17 protein-coding genes are annotated in these 15,226 nt (G+C 69.0%); 4 read left to right on the top strand and 13 right to left on the bottom strand.

The window, feature by feature from the left end; translation table 11 throughout:
• Positions 1-5 precede the first annotated feature (5 nt).
• The 11 genes from QQM72_RS08715 to QQM72_RS08665 form a co-directional block, all read right to left on the bottom strand.
• Positions 6-581, bottom strand: a complete 576-nt coding sequence (locus QQM72_RS08715; protein WP_314220216.1) for a DUF6624 domain-containing protein — start codon at positions 579-581, stop codon at positions 6-8.
• Positions 578-1,228 (bottom strand): hypothetical protein, encoded by a 651-nt coding sequence (locus QQM72_RS08710; protein WP_314220215.1) that lies wholly within the window; start codon positions 1,226-1,228, stop codon positions 578-580. Before QQM72_RS08710 ends, QQM72_RS08715 begins: the two co-directional genes overlap by 4 nt.
• Positions 1,225-1,707 (bottom strand): LuxR C-terminal-related transcriptional regulator, encoded by a 483-nt coding sequence (locus QQM72_RS08705; RefSeq protein ID WP_314220214.1) that lies wholly within the window; start codon positions 1,705-1,707, stop codon positions 1,225-1,227. The genes QQM72_RS08710 and QQM72_RS08705 overlap by 4 nt, the downstream gene beginning before the upstream one ends.
• Positions 1,708-1,847: 140 nt before the next feature.
• On the bottom strand, positions 1,848-3,101 hold the full coding sequence (locus QQM72_RS08700; protein WP_314220213.1) for an acyl-CoA dehydrogenase family protein: 1,254 nt from the start codon (positions 3,099-3,101) through the stop codon (positions 1,848-1,850).
• A gap of 83 nt (positions 3,102-3,184) precedes the next feature.
• Positions 3,185-3,823, bottom strand: a complete 639-nt coding sequence (locus QQM72_RS08695; RefSeq protein ID WP_314220212.1) for a GAF domain-containing protein — start codon at positions 3,821-3,823, stop codon at positions 3,185-3,187.
• The gene (locus QQM72_RS08690; protein WP_399076460.1) at positions 3,823-4,494 is read right to left on the bottom strand and encodes an ATP/GTP-binding protein; all 672 of its coding nucleotides are present in this window, start codon (positions 4,492-4,494) and stop codon (positions 3,823-3,825) included. Before QQM72_RS08690 ends, QQM72_RS08695 begins: the two co-directional genes overlap by 1 nt.
• The gene (locus QQM72_RS08685) at positions 4,466-4,873 is read right to left on the bottom strand and encodes a DUF742 domain-containing protein (protein WP_314220211.1); all 408 of its coding nucleotides are present in this window, start codon (positions 4,871-4,873) and stop codon (positions 4,466-4,468) included. Before QQM72_RS08685 ends, QQM72_RS08690 begins: the two co-directional genes overlap by 29 nt.
• Positions 4,870-5,385, bottom strand: a complete 516-nt coding sequence (locus tag QQM72_RS08680) for a roadblock/LC7 domain-containing protein (protein WP_057608331.1) — start codon at positions 5,383-5,385, stop codon at positions 4,870-4,872. The genes QQM72_RS08685 and QQM72_RS08680 overlap by 4 nt, the downstream gene beginning before the upstream one ends.
• A 71-nt stretch (positions 5,386-5,456) precedes the next feature.
• On the bottom strand, positions 5,457-6,971 hold the full coding sequence (locus QQM72_RS08675; protein WP_314220210.1) for a sensor histidine kinase: 1,515 nt from the start codon (positions 6,969-6,971) through the stop codon (positions 5,457-5,459).
• Between the two features lie 25 nt (positions 6,972-6,996).
• Positions 6,997-8,898 carry a glycoside hydrolase family 15 protein gene (locus tag QQM72_RS08670; protein ID WP_314220209.1) on the bottom strand — a complete coding sequence of 634 codons (1,902 nt, stop codon included), beginning with the start codon at positions 8,896-8,898 and terminating at the stop codon, positions 6,997-6,999.
• Positions 8,899-9,127: 229 nt separating this feature from the next.
• A complete protein-coding gene (locus QQM72_RS08665) occupies positions 9,128-9,625 on the bottom strand; it encodes a DUF6415 family natural product biosynthesis protein (protein WP_314220208.1) in 498 nt (165 codons plus the stop codon).
• Positions 9,626-9,814: 189 nt separating this feature from the next.
• Here QQM72_RS08665 and QQM72_RS08660 point away from each other — a divergent pair, with 189 nt between their 5' ends.
• Together QQM72_RS08660 and QQM72_RS08655 are read left to right on the top strand one after the other, a co-directional pair.
• Complete coding sequence (locus QQM72_RS08660; protein ID WP_199314899.1) at positions 9,815-11,203, top strand: tetratricopeptide repeat protein; 1,389 nt, start codon at positions 9,815-9,817, stop codon at positions 11,201-11,203.
• 72 nt (positions 11,204-11,275) lie between these two features.
• Entirely contained in the window at positions 11,276-11,776 is a 501-nt protein-coding gene (locus tag QQM72_RS08655; protein ID WP_314220207.1) for an SAM-dependent methyltransferase, read from the top strand.
• A gap of 62 nt (positions 11,777-11,838) precedes the next feature.
• On the opposite strand, the gene QQM72_RS08650 is transcribed toward QQM72_RS08655, so the two are convergent.
• Positions 11,839-12,348 (bottom strand): ATP-binding protein, encoded by a 510-nt coding sequence (locus QQM72_RS08650; protein ID WP_314220206.1) that lies wholly within the window; start codon positions 12,346-12,348, stop codon positions 11,839-11,841.
• Between the two features lie 131 nt (positions 12,349-12,479).
• Here QQM72_RS08650 and QQM72_RS08645 point away from each other — a divergent pair, with 131 nt between their 5' ends.
• The gene (locus QQM72_RS08645; RefSeq protein WP_314220205.1) at positions 12,480-13,721 is read left to right on the top strand and encodes a helix-turn-helix transcriptional regulator; all 1,242 of its coding nucleotides are present in this window, start codon (positions 12,480-12,482) and stop codon (positions 13,719-13,721) included.
• A gap of 60 nt (positions 13,722-13,781) precedes the next feature.
• Here QQM72_RS08645 and cutA read toward each other — a convergent pair whose 3' ends face one another.
• A complete protein-coding gene (gene cutA / locus QQM72_RS08640) occupies positions 13,782-14,102 on the bottom strand; it encodes a divalent-cation tolerance protein CutA (RefSeq protein WP_314220204.1) in 321 nt (106 codons plus the stop codon).
• A gap of 737 nt (positions 14,103-14,839) precedes the next feature.
• Between cutA and QQM72_RS08635 the strand changes: the two genes are divergently transcribed.
• Complete coding sequence (locus QQM72_RS08635; protein WP_314220203.1) at positions 14,840-15,142, top strand: helix-turn-helix domain-containing protein; 303 nt, start codon at positions 14,840-14,842, stop codon at positions 15,140-15,142.
• Positions 15,143-15,226: the final 84 nt, after the last annotated feature.

The raw sequence follows: 15,226 nt of genomic DNA, 5'->3' as shown, positions 1-15,226 counted from the left end.
CTGCTTCACGCGGCCCCCGCGAGGACGACGGTCGGGCCTTCATCGGCAGAGTCATGCGCGGTGTACCGGCGGCGCACCGCCTTCAGAGCGACAGCGATCGGCGGCAGACCCACGGTGGCCCTTCGTGCGTCGACTGACTCCGGCTCGCGCAGCGGGCACAGCTCGATGCCGTCGGCGCACAGCAGGAGCTGGATGCCGTACTCCTGGTCGCGCCCGCTGGTGATGAGGGCGCGATCGTGCAGGTGCGCCCAGTGCTGGACCAGCGCGTCGCCGGCCTGGACCGCACGTCCCAGCAGGGTGGTGGCGGCGCGCTGAAAGTCGGGTTCGTCGTCGCTGTGCAGGGCGATGCTCCACGCGGCACGGGCCGCGTCGGGGCCGACGAGGCGGTGGCCGGGCCAGTCGTGGTCGGCCAGGATGCGGCGCAGCACCTTGGTGTTGACGTGGTCGGTGTGCCGGCCCTGTCCGAGTTGGACGGCGTCGAGCTGGTCGCGTACGCGCTTGGCCCGGTGCGTGGCCGATTCCGTGGCGCGGGCGATCAGCTCGCGGGCGAGGTCGGGCCGCTGCGGTTCGTCAGTTGTCACGCGTTGCTCCGATCATCCGGAGCCGGCTGAGGCGCGTGGACCTGGCAGCTGATCAGCGCGCGGAGCCCGGCGCGGTGCTCGGCGGGGAGTTCGAGGCGGGCGACTCGATCGCCGTCGCGTCCGGGGCCGGATCCGCACACGTCCCAGCCGTTGTCGGTGAGCCGACGCAGGAGGGCAGCGAGGGGTTCGGCTTCGAGAGTGTGGCGGGCCAGGGTCTCGGCCCGTACGACGTGGAGGTCGAGTCGGGCGGCGAAGTCGGACGCCCACAGGGTGATCAGGCGGGTGATGTCATCGGACTGGCCGGGCAGGGTGTGAACGCTTTGGAGGAAGAGGCACGGGCCCTGGCCCCATCCCAGGTCGGGGTCACGCTCGGGGATCATGCAGGCCAGCAGCTTTCCGTCCTCGTACAGTCCGGCGGACATGGTCTGCGCCTCGCGGAAGAGTGCCGGGATGTCGGCGCGGGCGGGTACTGGCAGGCCGTGCATTGTGAGCCAGCGCTGGCGGTCCTGGACGAGGGCCGCAGCTTCCTCGCGCTCGGCCGCCGTGCGCAGCATGCGCATCTCGTAGATGGCGGTCGGCGGCGTCTGCGTGAAGGGGACGGAGGCGGAGCGGTACTCGCTGGCCGCTGAGGTCGTAGGCCGGGTCACTGGCTTGCCCCGCTTCGCGTCGTGTGGGCTGCCTGCTCGGCCGGCAGCAGCTGCCAGCCGTGCGCCAGGACCACCAGTTCGGTGGTGTCCTGTGCGCCCGTGTCGGCGAGGAGCTGGTCGAGCGCGGCGCGCTGGTCGGCCGGGGCGAGCTTGGCGGCGACGGCGATGTCGCGCGTATCGCTGTGCTCAGCGGCGGCTCGCAACAGCAGCAGCTGCTCGGGGCTGAGCTTCGGAGCTGGCCTGTCCGCCGTGGGAGAGGCCACCTGCTGGGTGGTGAACAGGCGGTGCACGATGACGGGGGGCTTGCAGCGGGGCGGGCAGTGGAGGCTCGCGCGGATGTCGCGGATGTACTGGCGGACGGTGACCGCCGAGAGCCCTGTCTTCGCGGCGATCTCTTGGGATGCACAGCCGTTCGCGAGGTGTTGGGCGACGCGCTGCAGCGTCGGCGTCAGAGGGGTGATCGGTGCGCTTGTCGTCACGGGCGGGGTCACGGTGTCTCTTTCTCGGCTGGAACGGACGGTCACCGGGGTGGGTGCCGCCGGTCCCCGCGGGGGACGGGGACCGGCGGCACCGGCCCGTGCGCGGCGGTCGGGATTCACGGGGTGCCGCGTACGGGGGCTCATGCGGCGGTCGGGTCGGGGCGTGCCCAGGCGGCTTCGGCGGCGAGGCGTTCGGACCACTGGATGTGGTCCTCGTCGAAGGCGGCGTCGGCTAGGCGTATGCGCTGGACCTCGCCGGTGCCGGCGGGCGGGTAGGTGTGCTGGATGTCGCGCCACAAGCGTTGGAGGACGTAGTCGCGGTCGAAGGCGTGGGCGCCGTGCAGTTCCATGGCGTCCTGGGCCGACTGCGCGGCCCACTGGTGGCCGAGGTACTTGGCGTTGATCAGGTCGGCGTCGCAGGGCAGGCCCTGGTCGAGAAGGTGCACGGACTGGTAGGCGAGTATCCGGCCGGCGCGCAGGCGGGCCTCCATGCCACCGATGCGGTCCCGCAGTACGGGCAGATCGGACAGGCTGGCCCGATAGCGAGGACGGGTCTTGAGACGAGCAGTAGTGGCGGCCACGACCGCTTCGTGAATGCCGAGGCTCACGGCGGCCAGGTTGGGACGGCCGTACAGAATGCTGCTGCTCTGGGCCACGCTCAGCCCCTGGCCGATCTCTCCGACCACGTTGTCCTCGGGAACACGGACGTGATCGAGGTCGAGTCGGCCGGCGGAGAAGCCGTGCAGACCGAGGCCGGGGCGGTGCTCGGGGACCGAGAGCCCGCGGCGGCTTGATTCGACCATGAACGCGGTCAGCGCCTGGGAGGTGCTCACGCCCGCTTCGGCGGTGCGGGCGACGACGAGGTGGGCACCGGCGAGGTGACTATTGCCGATATGGACCTTGCTGCCGGTGATCACCCACTCGCTGCCGGCACGTTCGGCTGTGGTTTCGATGCCACCGATGTGTCCGCCGGCCTGTGGTTCGGTCACGGCGATCGATAGCAGCAGGGAACCGTCCGCGACACGGGGCAGCCAGCGGCCCTTCTGCTCGTAGGTGGCGAAGTGCAGCAGGGCGCCGACGGGGATCAGGGTGGCCTGCAGGATGGCTGCGGCAGCCGCCGAGATCCGCGCGATGCGGTGGACCAGGATGGTCTTGGCCACATGTCCGGCACCCAGCCCGCCGAAGGCGGCCGGGATGGTGACGGCGAACCAGCCCCGTGCGGCCATCAGGTCGGCGACCTTGCGCTCCACCCTGCCCGGAGCGGCCTCCATACGCGCGGCGCGCGGCGCGATGTGCTCGGCCGCGAAGGCGTCCGCCTCGTCCCACAGCACTTCGTGGCGGGCGGTGAGGTAGGGGCGCAGTGCCGGTGGCGGTGTAGTGGGTGTGGCGGACATGGTCTCCCTCTCCCTGGGCGAAGGTCGCAACGTGGAGCGGCCGGGGATCGCCTACGGCTCCCGGGTGGGGGTGGTGGAACGGCCTAGCGGACGGGGGCGCGGACCATGTGGTCCATCACCTGGGCACCGGCGTTGATGACGATGTCCCTGAGCCGTCGGGCCTCGCTCAGGGGGCGCTTCTCGGGGTCGATGACGCACACCGTGCCCAGCACGGTGCCGCTGTCATGGACGAGCGGGGCGCCGAAGTAGGAGCGGATCCCGACGGCGTCGACCACGTGGTTGCCGCTGAAGCGCGGACTGGCGTGCACGTCGTGCAGCGGGAGAGCCTTCTTGCGGACCATGACCTCCGGGCACCAGCCGTGGTCGCGGCTCATGGTGCGGCCGACGATGAGGTACCCGCTGTCCGCCGGCGGCTGGTGCAGCCCGACGAAGGTCTGCTCCTCCAGGAAGAGATTGACGAACCCGTACAGGAACCCGGCCTTGGCGGCCATGTCGCGGGCCAGGTCGTCGAAGTCCTCGCTCGCCACGGTAGGCACGCCCAGGCGGTTGAGCAGCTCGTACCGCTGCGCCAGCTCCGGTGCCTGCTGGGTCTGTGGCCCGGTGACGGCGGTGGCGGGCGGGGTGATCAGCCCGCGGGCGGCGTCCCGCGTGCCGCGCCGCGGCAGGGACAGTGCGGGTGGGGCGGTCGGCGATGCGAGGTAGGGGTTGGGGTGATGTGACATCAGGCGTCCTGGAGGGTGGTAGTGGGCGTGTGGTGAACGCGGCTCGCGGAGGCGTTCTTCACGGCGTGGCCGACGAGGGTCAGCAGGACGCCTGCGACGTGGTTCGGGTCGCGGGCGTCACAGGTGATCATCGGTACGGAGGCAGGGAGTTCGAGGGCAGTGCGGACCTGCTCGGGCTGGTAACGGTGCGCTCCGTCGAACTGGTTGATGGCGACGACGAAGGGCAGGCCGATGTCTTCGAAGAAGCTGATGGGGGTGAAGCTGCTCTCCAGACGGCGGGTGTCGACCAGGACGACCGCCCCGACGGCGCCGCGGGAGAGGTCGTACCAGAGGTCGACGAACCGGTCCTGGCCGGGCGTGCCGAACAGGAACAGTTCCAGGGGTACGGGCGCGTCGGGCAGGCTGAGGCGGCCGAAGTCGAAGGCGACCGTGGTGGTCTGCTTCGCCTCGATGCCCGCCAGGCTGTCCACGTCTGCGCTCGCCTCGGTCAGGTACTCCTCCGTGCTCAGCGGCGCGATCTCGCTGACGGCGCCTACGGCGGTGGTCTTGCCCGCGCCGAAGCCCCCGGCGATCACGACCTTCAGCACGGTCGGCGCGGCGCCGGCGCGCGGGTGCGGCGAAGTACGCAGCACCGCGCCCAGGTCATCCGGCCTGGGGGTAGGCGATGGCATCAGGCCACTTCCTCTTCAAGCCCGCTGAAAGGGCTGCCAGCAGTTGGGTAGACGGACCGGATTCCGCGCCTGTATCGGCAAAGGGGTGGGTGAGGGAGACGACCAAGGCGTCGGCGTCCAGGAGGTCCGAGACGAGGATCTTGACGGCGGTGACGGGCCGGCCAAGTCGTCCCGCCAGTTCGACCACCGATCGTCGGCGCTCCCGGCACAGGGCGAGGATCTCCTCGCATTCCTCGGCCTGGGCCGGGCCGGGCCTTCCCCGTCCTGCTTCCAGCACGGTTTCCAGACCGAGCAGGTGCCGCGGCCTGGTCCGCCCGCGCGTCAGGGTGTAGGTCCGCACGAACATCGACTCCTCGGTCGCGCGGCCGTGTGTGCTCACCGGACCTCTCCGCCCGTGCCGACGCGGACCGGGATCAGCATGTAGGGGGCGAACTTCTGGACGAGGCGCCCCATCTCGAATCCGACGGTGCCCGCATCGGCGTCCGTGGTTGCGATGACGGCGAGGATCGTGTCCACCTCACCGCGTTCGTTGCCGGGGTGGTTGTCGAAGGCCGCGCTACGCCCGGCGCTTTGAACGAAGAAGAGGCAGTCGTCGCGCTCGATGATGACCTGCCGGGCCGGCCTCTTCTTGTGGCTGGGGCCGGTGATGTTCGCCGCGAGGGAGGCAACTCCGCTGAGGGCGGCCGACAGTTCGTCCGCCCAGTCCTTGTCGACGTCGCTGTCCAACAGCCGCAGTCCGTCGCGCGACAGCAGGACGGCGTGCGTGACGCCCGGGACGTCGGAGGCGAACTGACGCAGCAGCCAGGCCATGTTGTCCCGCTGTCCGCTTGCAGTTGTCTCGGTTACGGGCGCGTCGCCGGTCACGTTGTCCATCGCGGGGTGGGTGCTCATAGGGATCGCTCCAGAAGGGGGAAGGGCCCGTGGATGTAACGGGCCACCGGGAACGTCGAGGGACCGGGGGTTCAGGGCGCGGGCTGCTCTGCCGAAGCGGTGGAAGAACCGGCTCTCCCGCCGGCCTGGATGCCGTTTCGGAAGGCGGCTGCGAGCCCTGGCGTCGCCCCGGTCACGGGGGCTTGCTCCCGCTCGCGCGATGGACGGAACGAGCCGGACTGACGTCTACGCGTGGGAAGAGCGGGCGCATCAGCAGAGTGACCCGCCTCTACGGCTCCTGGTGCCCCCACATTGCCGGGGTGTGTGACCTGGCCTGCCGTCGGGACGGCTGAAGCCGCGGCGACCTGCTGCGGCGGAGCGGAGGGGCGGGCTTCCTGGGGTCGCGCGGTCGCATCGTCGACGGAGGGAATCGCTACGAGGAGCCGTGCCGGGATGACGACGAGGGCGGTGGTGCCTCCTGTCACGTTCTCCTGCAGGAGAACGGACAGCCCGTGCGACTGGGCGATCTTCGCAGCGACCAGCAAGCCGAGCTGGCCGGCTCGGACTTGGCCGCTGACGTCGACCTCGTCGGGGGCTTTGAGCAGGTGGTTCATCTGTGCCCGCGTCTGTGGATGCATGGGGATAGCCCGGTCCTCGACTTCGACCGCCAGCCCGTTCGCCACGCGCTGCGCACGCACCATCACCTTCGTCGCGGGATCGGAGCACTCGCAGGCGTTCTCGATCAGCTCGGCCAGCAGGTGCGTCAGGTCCGGGCCCACATGGCCGGGAAGACCTAGCTCGGCGCCTACGGACCCGGCGGCGACGGACACACGTGGATACTGCACGACCTCGGAGACGGCGCCGCGCAGTGCCGTCGCGACGGGAACGGGCCGGCGCACGCTGCGCAGGGACTGGCCGCCCAGTACCGCAGTGCTCTCGACCTGGCGACGCATCCGCGTCACGAGGTGATCGATCTCGAAGATCTTGGCCAGTAGCTCCGGGTCGTCGGTCAGCATCTCCAGCTCGCTCAGTGCCTGAAGCGCCTTGCCGACCAGGGCGTGCTCGCGCATGGCCAGACGGCGCAGCACTTCCAGGAGGACGACGGACTGGGACTCGTCGTGCACCCGTATCAGCGACGCGATGGCCTGCACCTGGAGGGCACTCAACGCCGTGTTGATCTCGGCGTTCGGACCGGCCGACGTTGGCGCCTGCAGGTCCGGCAGCGGCGGGCGTCCCCCGCGGCACAGCTCATCCGCCGACCACTGCACCGACTTCTCGACAGCCGCCGCTGCCCCCGCAACCGCTGCCAGTGCCGCTGCCCAGTCCTCCTCCGCGGTCGCCTGCACGGCCCCTGCCGCCGTACGCGCTCCGCGAGCCGCCGCCGTGGCGACCCCGGCCAGTCCGCAGACCAGGCAGGCCAGGAGCCACCCGGGGCCTACGGCGGACACCGACCAGAGGGGGAAGGCGGCACCCAGCAGCGCGGCTAGCAGCACCAGGGGCAATGCCACGGCGCGGCGGACACGGTGCAGCGTGAACGCGTCGATCGGAGGCCGCCGTCTGCGGTGGCCGGTAGCGGCCGGCCGTGCCGGGAAGGCGCTGTCAGGCATGGGAATCCTCGTCAGGTGGGGGTGACTAAGCGTGTTGCGGCGTCAGATCTGCGCAGATCTGGCGTGTGCTGCGTGGGGCCGAACGGGGCGTCGGAACCGCGACCGCGCCGCGATGGTGTGAGGACTGCGTCGACAGGAGCTGAAGGAGCCGGGCGCTCTGGATCAGGCCCATGTGACTGAACGCCTGCGGAAAGTTGCCGAGCTGGCGCTGTTGGACGGGGTCGTACTCCTCGGCAAGGAGCCCGAGGTCGTTGCGCAGAGCGAGGAGGCGTTCGAACAGGGCGTGGGCCTCGTTGTGGCTGCCGATCAGAGCCAGGGCATCGACGAGCCAGAAGGAGCAGAGGACGAAGGTGCCCTCATCGCCCTTCAGGCCGTCCACCCCGGTACGGTCACCGATGGTCGGGTAACGGCGCACGAGCCCGTCCGGCGAGGCGAGTTCACGACGCACTGCGTCCACGGTGCCGATGACGCGGGGGTCGTCGGGCGGCAGGAAGCCGACGCGGGGGATCAGCAGCGTGGCGGCGTCCAGCTCTTGGGAACCGTAGGACTGGGTGAAGGTGTTGCGCACCGGATCGAAGCCCTTGGTGCAGACCTCGTGGTGGATGGTTGCCCGCAGCTCGATCAACGGGGCCACGTCGATGTGGAGGGCACCGGCCTCGGTCAGGCGGATGGTGCGGTCGACCGCCACCCAGGTCATCACCTTGGAGTGGACGAAGTGCCGGCGTGCTCCGCGGATCTCCCAGATGCCCTCGTCGGGCTCCTGCCAGCGCTGTGCCAGGTGCTCGATGAGTCGCTGGTGCAGCACGGCGGTGTCGGCGCAGCGGGCGACACCGCTCTCGTGTGCGAGGTACAGGGTCTCGATGACCTCGCCGTACACGTCGAGCTGCAGTTGGTCCGCCGCCCCATTGCCGACCCGTACCGGGGTCGAGTCCTCGTAGCCGGGCAGCCAGGACAGCTCCCGTTCCCGCAGGTCACGCTCTCCCGTGATCCCGTACATGATCTGCAGGTTTTCCGGATCACCGGCCACGGCGCGCAAGAGCCATCGCCGCCATGCCTGCGCCTCCTGCCGGTACCCGGTCCCCAGGAGCGCGGCCAGCGTCGTGGAGGCGTCCCGCAACCAAGTGAAGCGATAGTCCCAGTTCCGGTTTCCGCCGATCTCCTCTGGCAGCGACGTGGTCGGCGCCGCGACGATCCCACCGCTCGGCTCGTACGTCATAGCCTTCAGCGCGATCAAGGATCGAACCACGGCCTCGCGATATGGCCCCTCGTAGGTGCACTCCCGTGTCCAGTCCTCCCAGAACGTGAGTGTCTCGGTCAGCGCGGCCTCGGGGTCGGGAACGTCGGGCGCCGCTGCGTGGGACGGGCACCAGCTGAGGACGAACGCCACGCTCTGCCCGGCGGCGACGGAGAAAGCACTGACCATGACGCCGTCCTTCTCCACCTGCGGGACGCAGGTGTCGAGCCACAGAGCGTCCGCGCCGGCCTCCGCGACCATGCGCCCACCGACTTCGTGAATCCACGGGCTGACGCTTCCGTACCCCGGCCGTGGACGCATGGCCGAGATCATGGAGACCTCACCGGTCAGGCCCTCGACGATCCGGATCACCTGCGGTGCTCCGTCGCGCGGTGGCATGAAGTCCCGGACACAGACCGAACCGGCCTCGGTGCGCCATACCGATTCGAGGACGAGCGAGTCACCGCGGTACCGGCGCTCGGCGACTGCTTCGGAGCTGGAACGGTCGGCAGGAGCGGCCGGAGCGATCCGCCAGGTGCCGTGTTTCTGCGTGCCGAGCAAGCTGGTGAAGACGGCCGGCGAGTCGAACCGGGGCAGGCACAGCCAGTCGATCGAACCGTCATCGCAGACGTGGGCACTGGTCTGCATGTCGCCGATCAATCCGTACTGCTCGATGCGCCGAATCCGTTTCATCGTGTGGATCTCCGTGAGCCCCGCAGGTCCGGGGCGGTATCGGGGCCGCCGCAGCGGCCGGGAACGGTGGGAAGAGGAGTGGCCGGTGGTTACCGGAGTGAGGAAGGGGCGTTCCGGGGCGGCGGCAAGTCCTCGTCGGCCCCTGCAGGGCCGGCCGCGCGCTCGCCGCGAAGAACCAGCCAGGCCATCGGCCCGAGGACCAGCCCGATGACGACGGCCCCGGTCACCGTCATGTCCGCGGTACCGAAGCGGCGAAGACCAGACAGGCCAGGGCGACGGCGAAGACCGCCCCGCGCAGCGCGTTGATCTGCGGCTTCCGCCAGCGCCGCCCGCGCTTCGCTCGATTCGGCCCGGGACCGCCCCGTTCCACGTGTGCCATCAGCTCCCGGGTGGCTTCGGCGAGCTTGACCAGGTACACCCGGCTCGGCATGTAGCCCTCGGGAATGCTTTCGGAGCAGAGCCGTTGCGCTCGCACCAGGACGGGGCTGCCCACAGCGGTCCGTGCTCCCAACTGGGCGACATGACCGCGCAGAAGCCGAACGAGGTCCTCCACATCGGCAGCGTTCTCGGGCAGCGGTGAATCCTCGCCCAGCACGAGCGTTACCGTCTCCCACGCGGCAACCACGTGATCGCGCTCTGGCGCCAGCACCACGGTGGCGGACTCTCGCCGCCCGCGCCCGCCTCCGATCTGGCTGTCGCTTCGGCGAGGGTCCAGCGAAAGGCGCATGACACAACTCCTGTTCGGATCAAGCCAAAGTGAGCCCAAGTCACCAAGTGGCACCGACGACTGACGTGCGAAGTGAGTGACCTGGTCACTACGTTGAGCGAACCGTGAATCACGGCCGAGCGGTATGCCCACACCGCCCGCAGGGCCGTCAAAGGCGTCAAAGATCATTCCGGAACCGAGGGGCAGTCCATGGCCCGTGAACGCAACGTCGCCCTCGCCGCACTTCTGCGCGAAGCAGGCTGGTCCCAGCCACAAGCAGCCGCCGCGGTGGCCCGCGTGGCCGCTGAGAGCGGAGTGCGCGAACTCGACGCGATCTCCCGCTCGCACATCGCCATGTGGGTCCAGGGCACAAAGCCCAGCGGCAGAGCACCGCATATCCTGCGCGAGACGCTGTCCCGCAGACTCGGCCGCCGCCTCTCCCTGGCTGATCTCGGGCTGGAAGAAGAGCCGACAGGCACGACCGACAGCGGTTCCGACTGGAGCGTCGACCCTCTGACCGCACTGGCCGAGCTGGGAAGCGACGATCTCGACATGCACCGACGCAAGCTGCTGGCCACCGCCGCCTACTCCGCGGCCGGCCTTGCCCTGCCCACTATCTCGTGGTGGGCAGCCGCCCCCGCTGCAGCGGCGAACCGCCGACCGTCCTCCTCGCGCTCGGTGACCCAGGCGGACATCGACGACGTCCGCGATCTCACGGTCTACTACTCCGCGCGCGACCAGCAGCGAGGCGGCGCATCCGGCCGCAAGGCCCTCGCCAGTCACCTGCTCGACGGTGCGGTACCGCTGCTCGGCGGCCGATTCCGCACAGATCAGCTCCGCCGCGACACGTACTCCGCCGTGGCGGAGATGACCTACCTCGCCGGTTGGATGGCCTTCGACGCCAGCGAACACCGCACTGCCCAGCGGTACCTCACCATTGCCGCCCGCATCGCGGCGGAAGCTGGAGACGGACCGCTCGGTGGTCACGTCCTGCGCGCCCTCGCCCACCAGGCCGTGGACCTCGGGCATCCACGCCGGGCACTGGCCCTGGCCGACGCCTCGATGTCCCGCGACCGCTACGGCCAGGCCAGCCATCGTGAAAAGGCGCTGCTGGCGATCGTCCATGCACGCGCCCTTGCGTCCGACGGCGACCGGGCCGGCACCCTCGCGGCCATTAGCCGCGCGGAGCGGGACCTCGCCCGCGCCGACGCCACTGAGGCACCGGCCCGCGTCGGCTTCTTCCAGGAAGCCTCCCTCGCCCACGAGACGGCCTGCGCTCTGCGCGACATGGGCCAGCCTCGCGACGCGGAGATCCACTTCAAGCGCAGCGTGGCCACGCGCCGACGCCAACAGTTCGCCCGTACCCACAGCGTGACGCTCGGCTACCTCGGCGCTGTCCAAGTCCAGCAGGGACGCCTCGACGAGGCATGCGCAACCTGGAACGAAGCACTCGACGCCATGGCCGGTATCCAGTCCGGGCGAGCCCGCGACGTCATCGTCCGCATGCAGAGCGACATCTCGCCCGTCCGGCAGCGCGGTGGTCGCTACGTCGCCGAACTGGACCGTCGCACGCGAGGCATGTTGCGCGCCATAGGCTGACCACAGAACGGTTTCGCGGCGCTGACCGGAGGCCGCCGCGCACGCTACGCCCAGGGAGAGGAACGAGCGCTGATGCCGACCTACGAGGTCAAGTCGATCGCAACGGTCGTCGGCGGCCACACCCGCGTACAGGACGACTACCAAGGCGGGGTCGAATCGATCATCCGGCTCGACGACGCGTATCCCCTGGAAACGCTGCAAGGAATTGAGGAGTTCTCCCACCTGACCGTGACCTGGCGCTTCCATCTGGCCCGACCCGAAGACGTCCAGCTCCACGCGCGCAGTCCAAGGGGAAACCAGAACTGGCCGGCGACCGGTACGTTCGTCCACCGCAACCACCGGCGCCCCAACCAACTGGCGGTCAGTTACCCGCGGTTGCTCAAGGTCGAAGGCAGGGACCTCCTGGTCACCGATCTCGACGCCGTCTACGGGACGCCCGTGATCGACCTGGCACCGTACTTCGAACAGATGGGGCCTCAGGGCCCGATCCGTCAGCCCGCATGGCCTGGCGAGATGCTTGAACCGAACTACTGGGCGAAGGCAAGCGAACGGCCCTCCGCGCGTCCCCTGTAGGGGAGGTGACTGAGCTGCCCGACTCGTCAACCGCATGGCCGGGAACCATTTGGAAGTCTGGCTCAACCCGCAGCCCTCGCATACCGGAACTCACACCACGTCTCCTCGCCGCTGCTCTCCCACGCGTCTGAGATCGCATCGACAAGCCGGATCCCGCGACCGGATTCACCGTCGAGTCCGACTTCCTTGAGTACAGCTGGGGCCGGATGGTGATCGGTGACCGAGACGCGCACCACGTCGACGGCCACCGTGATCCGGAGCACGACTTCTCCCTCACCGTGAATCACGGCGTTGGTGACCAGCTCCGAGACGGCCAGTACGACGACCCCTGCCACCGGCTCGGAAACACGGCACCGCCGCAGGAACGCCCCGGCTGTCTGCCGCATCTCCCCAACTTTCGCGAGATCAGGGAGAAAGGCCGCCTGACAGCCGTGGGATGCCGCCGGTATGCCTGCTATCGCCGATGTGCTGTGCCGGTCTTCGTGAACCGACCTCGCGCATGACATGCCTGCCACGTCGGCAAAGCTACGGATGCCCCCGCCGGGCGGGGTCTCCTCTTGGAGCCTGGTCATGGGGGCTATCGCACCGCGTGGCGACGCCGTCGACCAGGGGAATCCCGAGGGGGAAATATCTGTCAAGGGGGAAAGTTGGAGGGGGAATTGAGGCCATGATTGGATTCCGCCCACCAACAGAGGTCACACTCATGCCAGATCCGTTCGCCGACCTGCTCCTCCGGCTCCGGCAGGAGGCGGGCAGGACGCAGGAGGAGCAGGCAGACGCGATCAACGCTGTCTCCGGCCGGGACACCATGACCCGCCGAGAGATCAGCCGCTATGAGAACTTCGAGAACGTCCCTACCAATCACACAATCGCCCACATCGCGGCGGCCTGCGGTGTGCCCTTCGAGGAGCTACAGCGGGAGGCCAAGGCTGCCCGCGCTCGAAAGAGAAAGGGGCATGCCAATGCAGAGGAGGACCAGGACGCCGTGAAGCGTCGCACGCTGCTGGGTGGCGCCGCTGTCGGCGTGAGCGCGGCTGCCGAGCCCTGGGGGCGCCTCGCCTTCGCCCTCAGCAAGGGGTCCAAGATCGATTCTCCCTCCGCCGTCGCGCTCATCGACCGGGCCGCTGAACTACACGTCCAGGAACTCAATCTCAGCGCCCGGCGGCTACAAAGCACGGTCGAGTCGCATCTTGACGCGATCACCGCGGCTCTGCCTCGTGCCGGCGAGCACGAGCGGGCTCTCACCATCGCCGCCGGAGAAACCGCCGCCCTGGCCGGTTGGGTTGCCTGGGATCTGGGTGAGCACGACAAAGCCGACGCCTACTACAAGGTCACGTCGCAGTGTGCGACGACCGCCGGGCACCCTCCGCTCCGAGCCCTGGCCCTGACCTACAGCAGCTACGGCGCCTCGACGCCGAAGGCGAAGTTGGAGTTCCTTTCCCAGGCGGCCAGCGATGTGCGAGGCCACGGCAACGCTACTGCTGCCGCTTGGGTCCTCGGCAGGCACGCCGAGGAGGCTGCGGCGGCCGGTGACGAGATGGGGGCGCTCCGGGCGTTGGAGCGAGCGCGCTTCGCCTACGACTTCGCGGATCACACCAACGAGCAGGCGTGGGTCCGGTTCGTGACCCCGTACCGCATGGACTCGCTGGCCCTCTCTGTATACGGGCAGTTGGGGCGTCCCGAACTCACCGCTGCAGCAGACACCGCAGTCGACCGCCTCGGAGACGAACTCCCGGATGGAGGCGTCGTGGTTCTCGGTGATCTCGCTTCGGCCCTGCTGCTTGGAGGTGACGTCGACCAAGGGGTCTACGTGGCACGCCAGTTCGCCGCTGCGGCACAAGCCAAGCCCAACACTATGGGCAAGGAGCGCGCAGCGACCATCGCAGCGTCTCTCCCCGATAAAGAGCAGGAACTCGGCCTGCATCTGCGGCAGTTCGCATCCTGAGCCCTGCGCGGGCCCAGGAAGCGAACGCAGTCGTACGGCCGGCCCGGCACGCCGCGAAATCTATGCGGTCTCCTCGACAACCCAGGACAGGTACGCATCCGACCCGCCGGTCACGGGCAGCGTGATCCACTGGGGGACGTCGTACGGGTGCTTCTCGTGCAGCCACGCCTCCAGTGCCGGGAGACGGTCCGACGTAGTCATATACGAAATCCGCCACTCCTGCGCCGTCTCGACCTTCCCTTTCCACCAGTAGAGGGCTGTGATCGGCGCATCAATATGGACGCCTGCTGCCAGCTTGCTCTCAACCGCGCCGCGGGCTAGCGCCTTCGCCTGATCCTCGTCGTCGCTGGTCGTCTGCGCGATCACAATGTCGTTGGCCATACGATCACCTCTCCGGCTCGGGTACCGCGACCTTACCCAGCCGTCCAGGGCGCACCCCAAGCCGGTCGCTACGGGTGAAGGCGGGTGGGGCTCAATCGCCGACCTGGATCAGTCAGGCAGCAGCGGCGTATGCAGGTAGTGCCTGGCTTCGGCACTGCGGTGGCAGGTCCTCTCATTGATGAGATCGATCGGTGCGTGACGGAGATTTCGGCTGATCGCTGCGCCTTCGTCGGTCCAAGACGAGAAGACTCCATTCAAGCTGTCAGGGCATTCGCCTACGGCAGACAAGAAGAAGCCCCAAAGGACTGGAACCTCTGCTGGGAGCATGTCAACGTAAAAGCTCCCGGAAATGCGTGCCGGAAAAGGCGGCTAGAGCGGTCTGGTTGAAGGAGCCTGACGGATGGCCTCGTGACTCGCGACGGAGCCGAGAGGCGGAGGGGGCGGGCAACATAGCCGACGATCGCCGGTTAGCCAAAACGCCGATCGTCCGGAGCATAGGTGTTCGCCTTCAGCTGTGCTTGGCGGTGGAGCCGAGGCGAACGCAGTGCAGTGCCGCGAGAGAGGTGAGGAGTTGACAGGCGGCTACGCCTTGCTGCGTCCACGAAATATGCAGTCGGCGACTGCTGCGTGCCCGACCGGCCGTGCAGCCTGACGACTTGTCCACGAGGTCACATCGGCGGGTGCCGGACAGCCCGGCTCTCCCGCTCGCATGACCCGAATCTCACAGGAACTTCTGCATGCCCGCGCAATCCCCACTCGCTTCTTCCTCAGCCTCTCGGGGCCTACGCGCAGCGTTTCTCACCGTGAAGGACGCTGCCGACTACCTCGGTCTCTCACCACACACCCTCTACGTCTGGAGGCACCGACGGCAGGGACCACCGAGTTTCCGCATGGGTCCTCGCGGACGTGTCATGTACAGGCGGGAATCTCTCGATGCCTGGATCCGTGCGCAGGAGCTGGCCGACTCCCGCTCGAACACTTCTCTGAGCCCGCTGAAGGCCGTCCCTCAGCAGCGGTCCAGCCGCATGCCCGATGCCTAACGGAACCGTCGTCCCGCACAATCCATGCCGCCCCGGTATGAGCCGCGTCAGCTGAGCCAGACCAAGGCGCGGCCGCCGGGGGCG

This window comes from Streptomyces zaehneri (genome assembly GCF_032248645.1).
Lineage (GTDB): Bacteria > Actinomycetota > Actinomycetes > Streptomycetales > Streptomycetaceae > Streptomyces > Streptomyces coriariae.
The sequence above is the reverse complement of the archived record's forward strand: the minus strand, read 5'-3'. Positions and strand labels throughout refer to the sequence as shown.

What these genes read in the sequence shown, in the direction of transcription:
- QQM72_RS08700 (WP_314220213.1), bottom strand. Translation starts at nt 3,101, where the DNA reads ATGTCCGCCACACCCACTACACCGCCACCGGCACTGCGCCCCTACCTC.
- QQM72_RS08695 (WP_314220212.1), bottom strand. Translation starts at nt 3,823, where the DNA reads ATGTCACATCACCCCAACCCCTACCTCGCATCGCCGACCGCCCCACCC.
- QQM72_RS08690 (WP_399076460.1), bottom strand. Translation starts at nt 4,494, where the DNA reads ATGCCATCGCCTACCCCCAGGCCGGATGACCTGGGCGCGGTGCTGCGT.
- QQM72_RS08680 (WP_057608331.1), bottom strand. Translation starts at nt 5,385, where the DNA reads ATGAGCACCCACCCCGCGATGGACAACGTGACCGGCGACGCGCCCGTA.
- QQM72_RS08675 (WP_314220210.1), bottom strand. Translation starts at nt 6,971, where the DNA reads ATGCCTGACAGCGCCTTCCCGGCACGGCCGGCCGCTACCGGCCACCGC.
- QQM72_RS08670 (WP_314220209.1), bottom strand. Translation starts at nt 8,898, where the DNA reads ATGAAACGGATTCGGCGCATCGAGCAGTACGGATTGATCGGCGACATG.
- QQM72_RS08665 (WP_314220208.1), bottom strand. Translation starts at nt 9,625, where the DNA reads ATGCGCCTTTCGCTGGACCCTCGCCGAAGCGACAGCCAGATCGGAGGC.
- QQM72_RS08660 (WP_199314899.1), top strand. Translation starts at nt 9,815, where the DNA reads ATGGCCCGTGAACGCAACGTCGCCCTCGCCGCACTTCTGCGCGAAGCA.
- QQM72_RS08655 (WP_314220207.1), top strand. Translation starts at nt 11,276, where the DNA reads ATGCCGACCTACGAGGTCAAGTCGATCGCAACGGTCGTCGGCGGCCAC.
- QQM72_RS08650 (WP_314220206.1), bottom strand. Translation starts at nt 12,348, where the DNA reads ATGACCAGGCTCCAAGAGGAGACCCCGCCCGGCGGGGGCATCCGTAGC.
- QQM72_RS08645 (WP_314220205.1), top strand. Translation starts at nt 12,480, where the DNA reads ATGCCAGATCCGTTCGCCGACCTGCTCCTCCGGCTCCGGCAGGAGGCG.
- cutA (WP_314220204.1), bottom strand. Translation starts at nt 14,102, where the DNA reads ATGGCCAACGACATTGTGATCGCGCAGACGACCAGCGACGACGAGGAT.
- QQM72_RS08635 (WP_314220203.1), top strand. Translation starts at nt 14,840, where the DNA reads ATGCCCGCGCAATCCCCACTCGCTTCTTCCTCAGCCTCTCGGGGCCTA.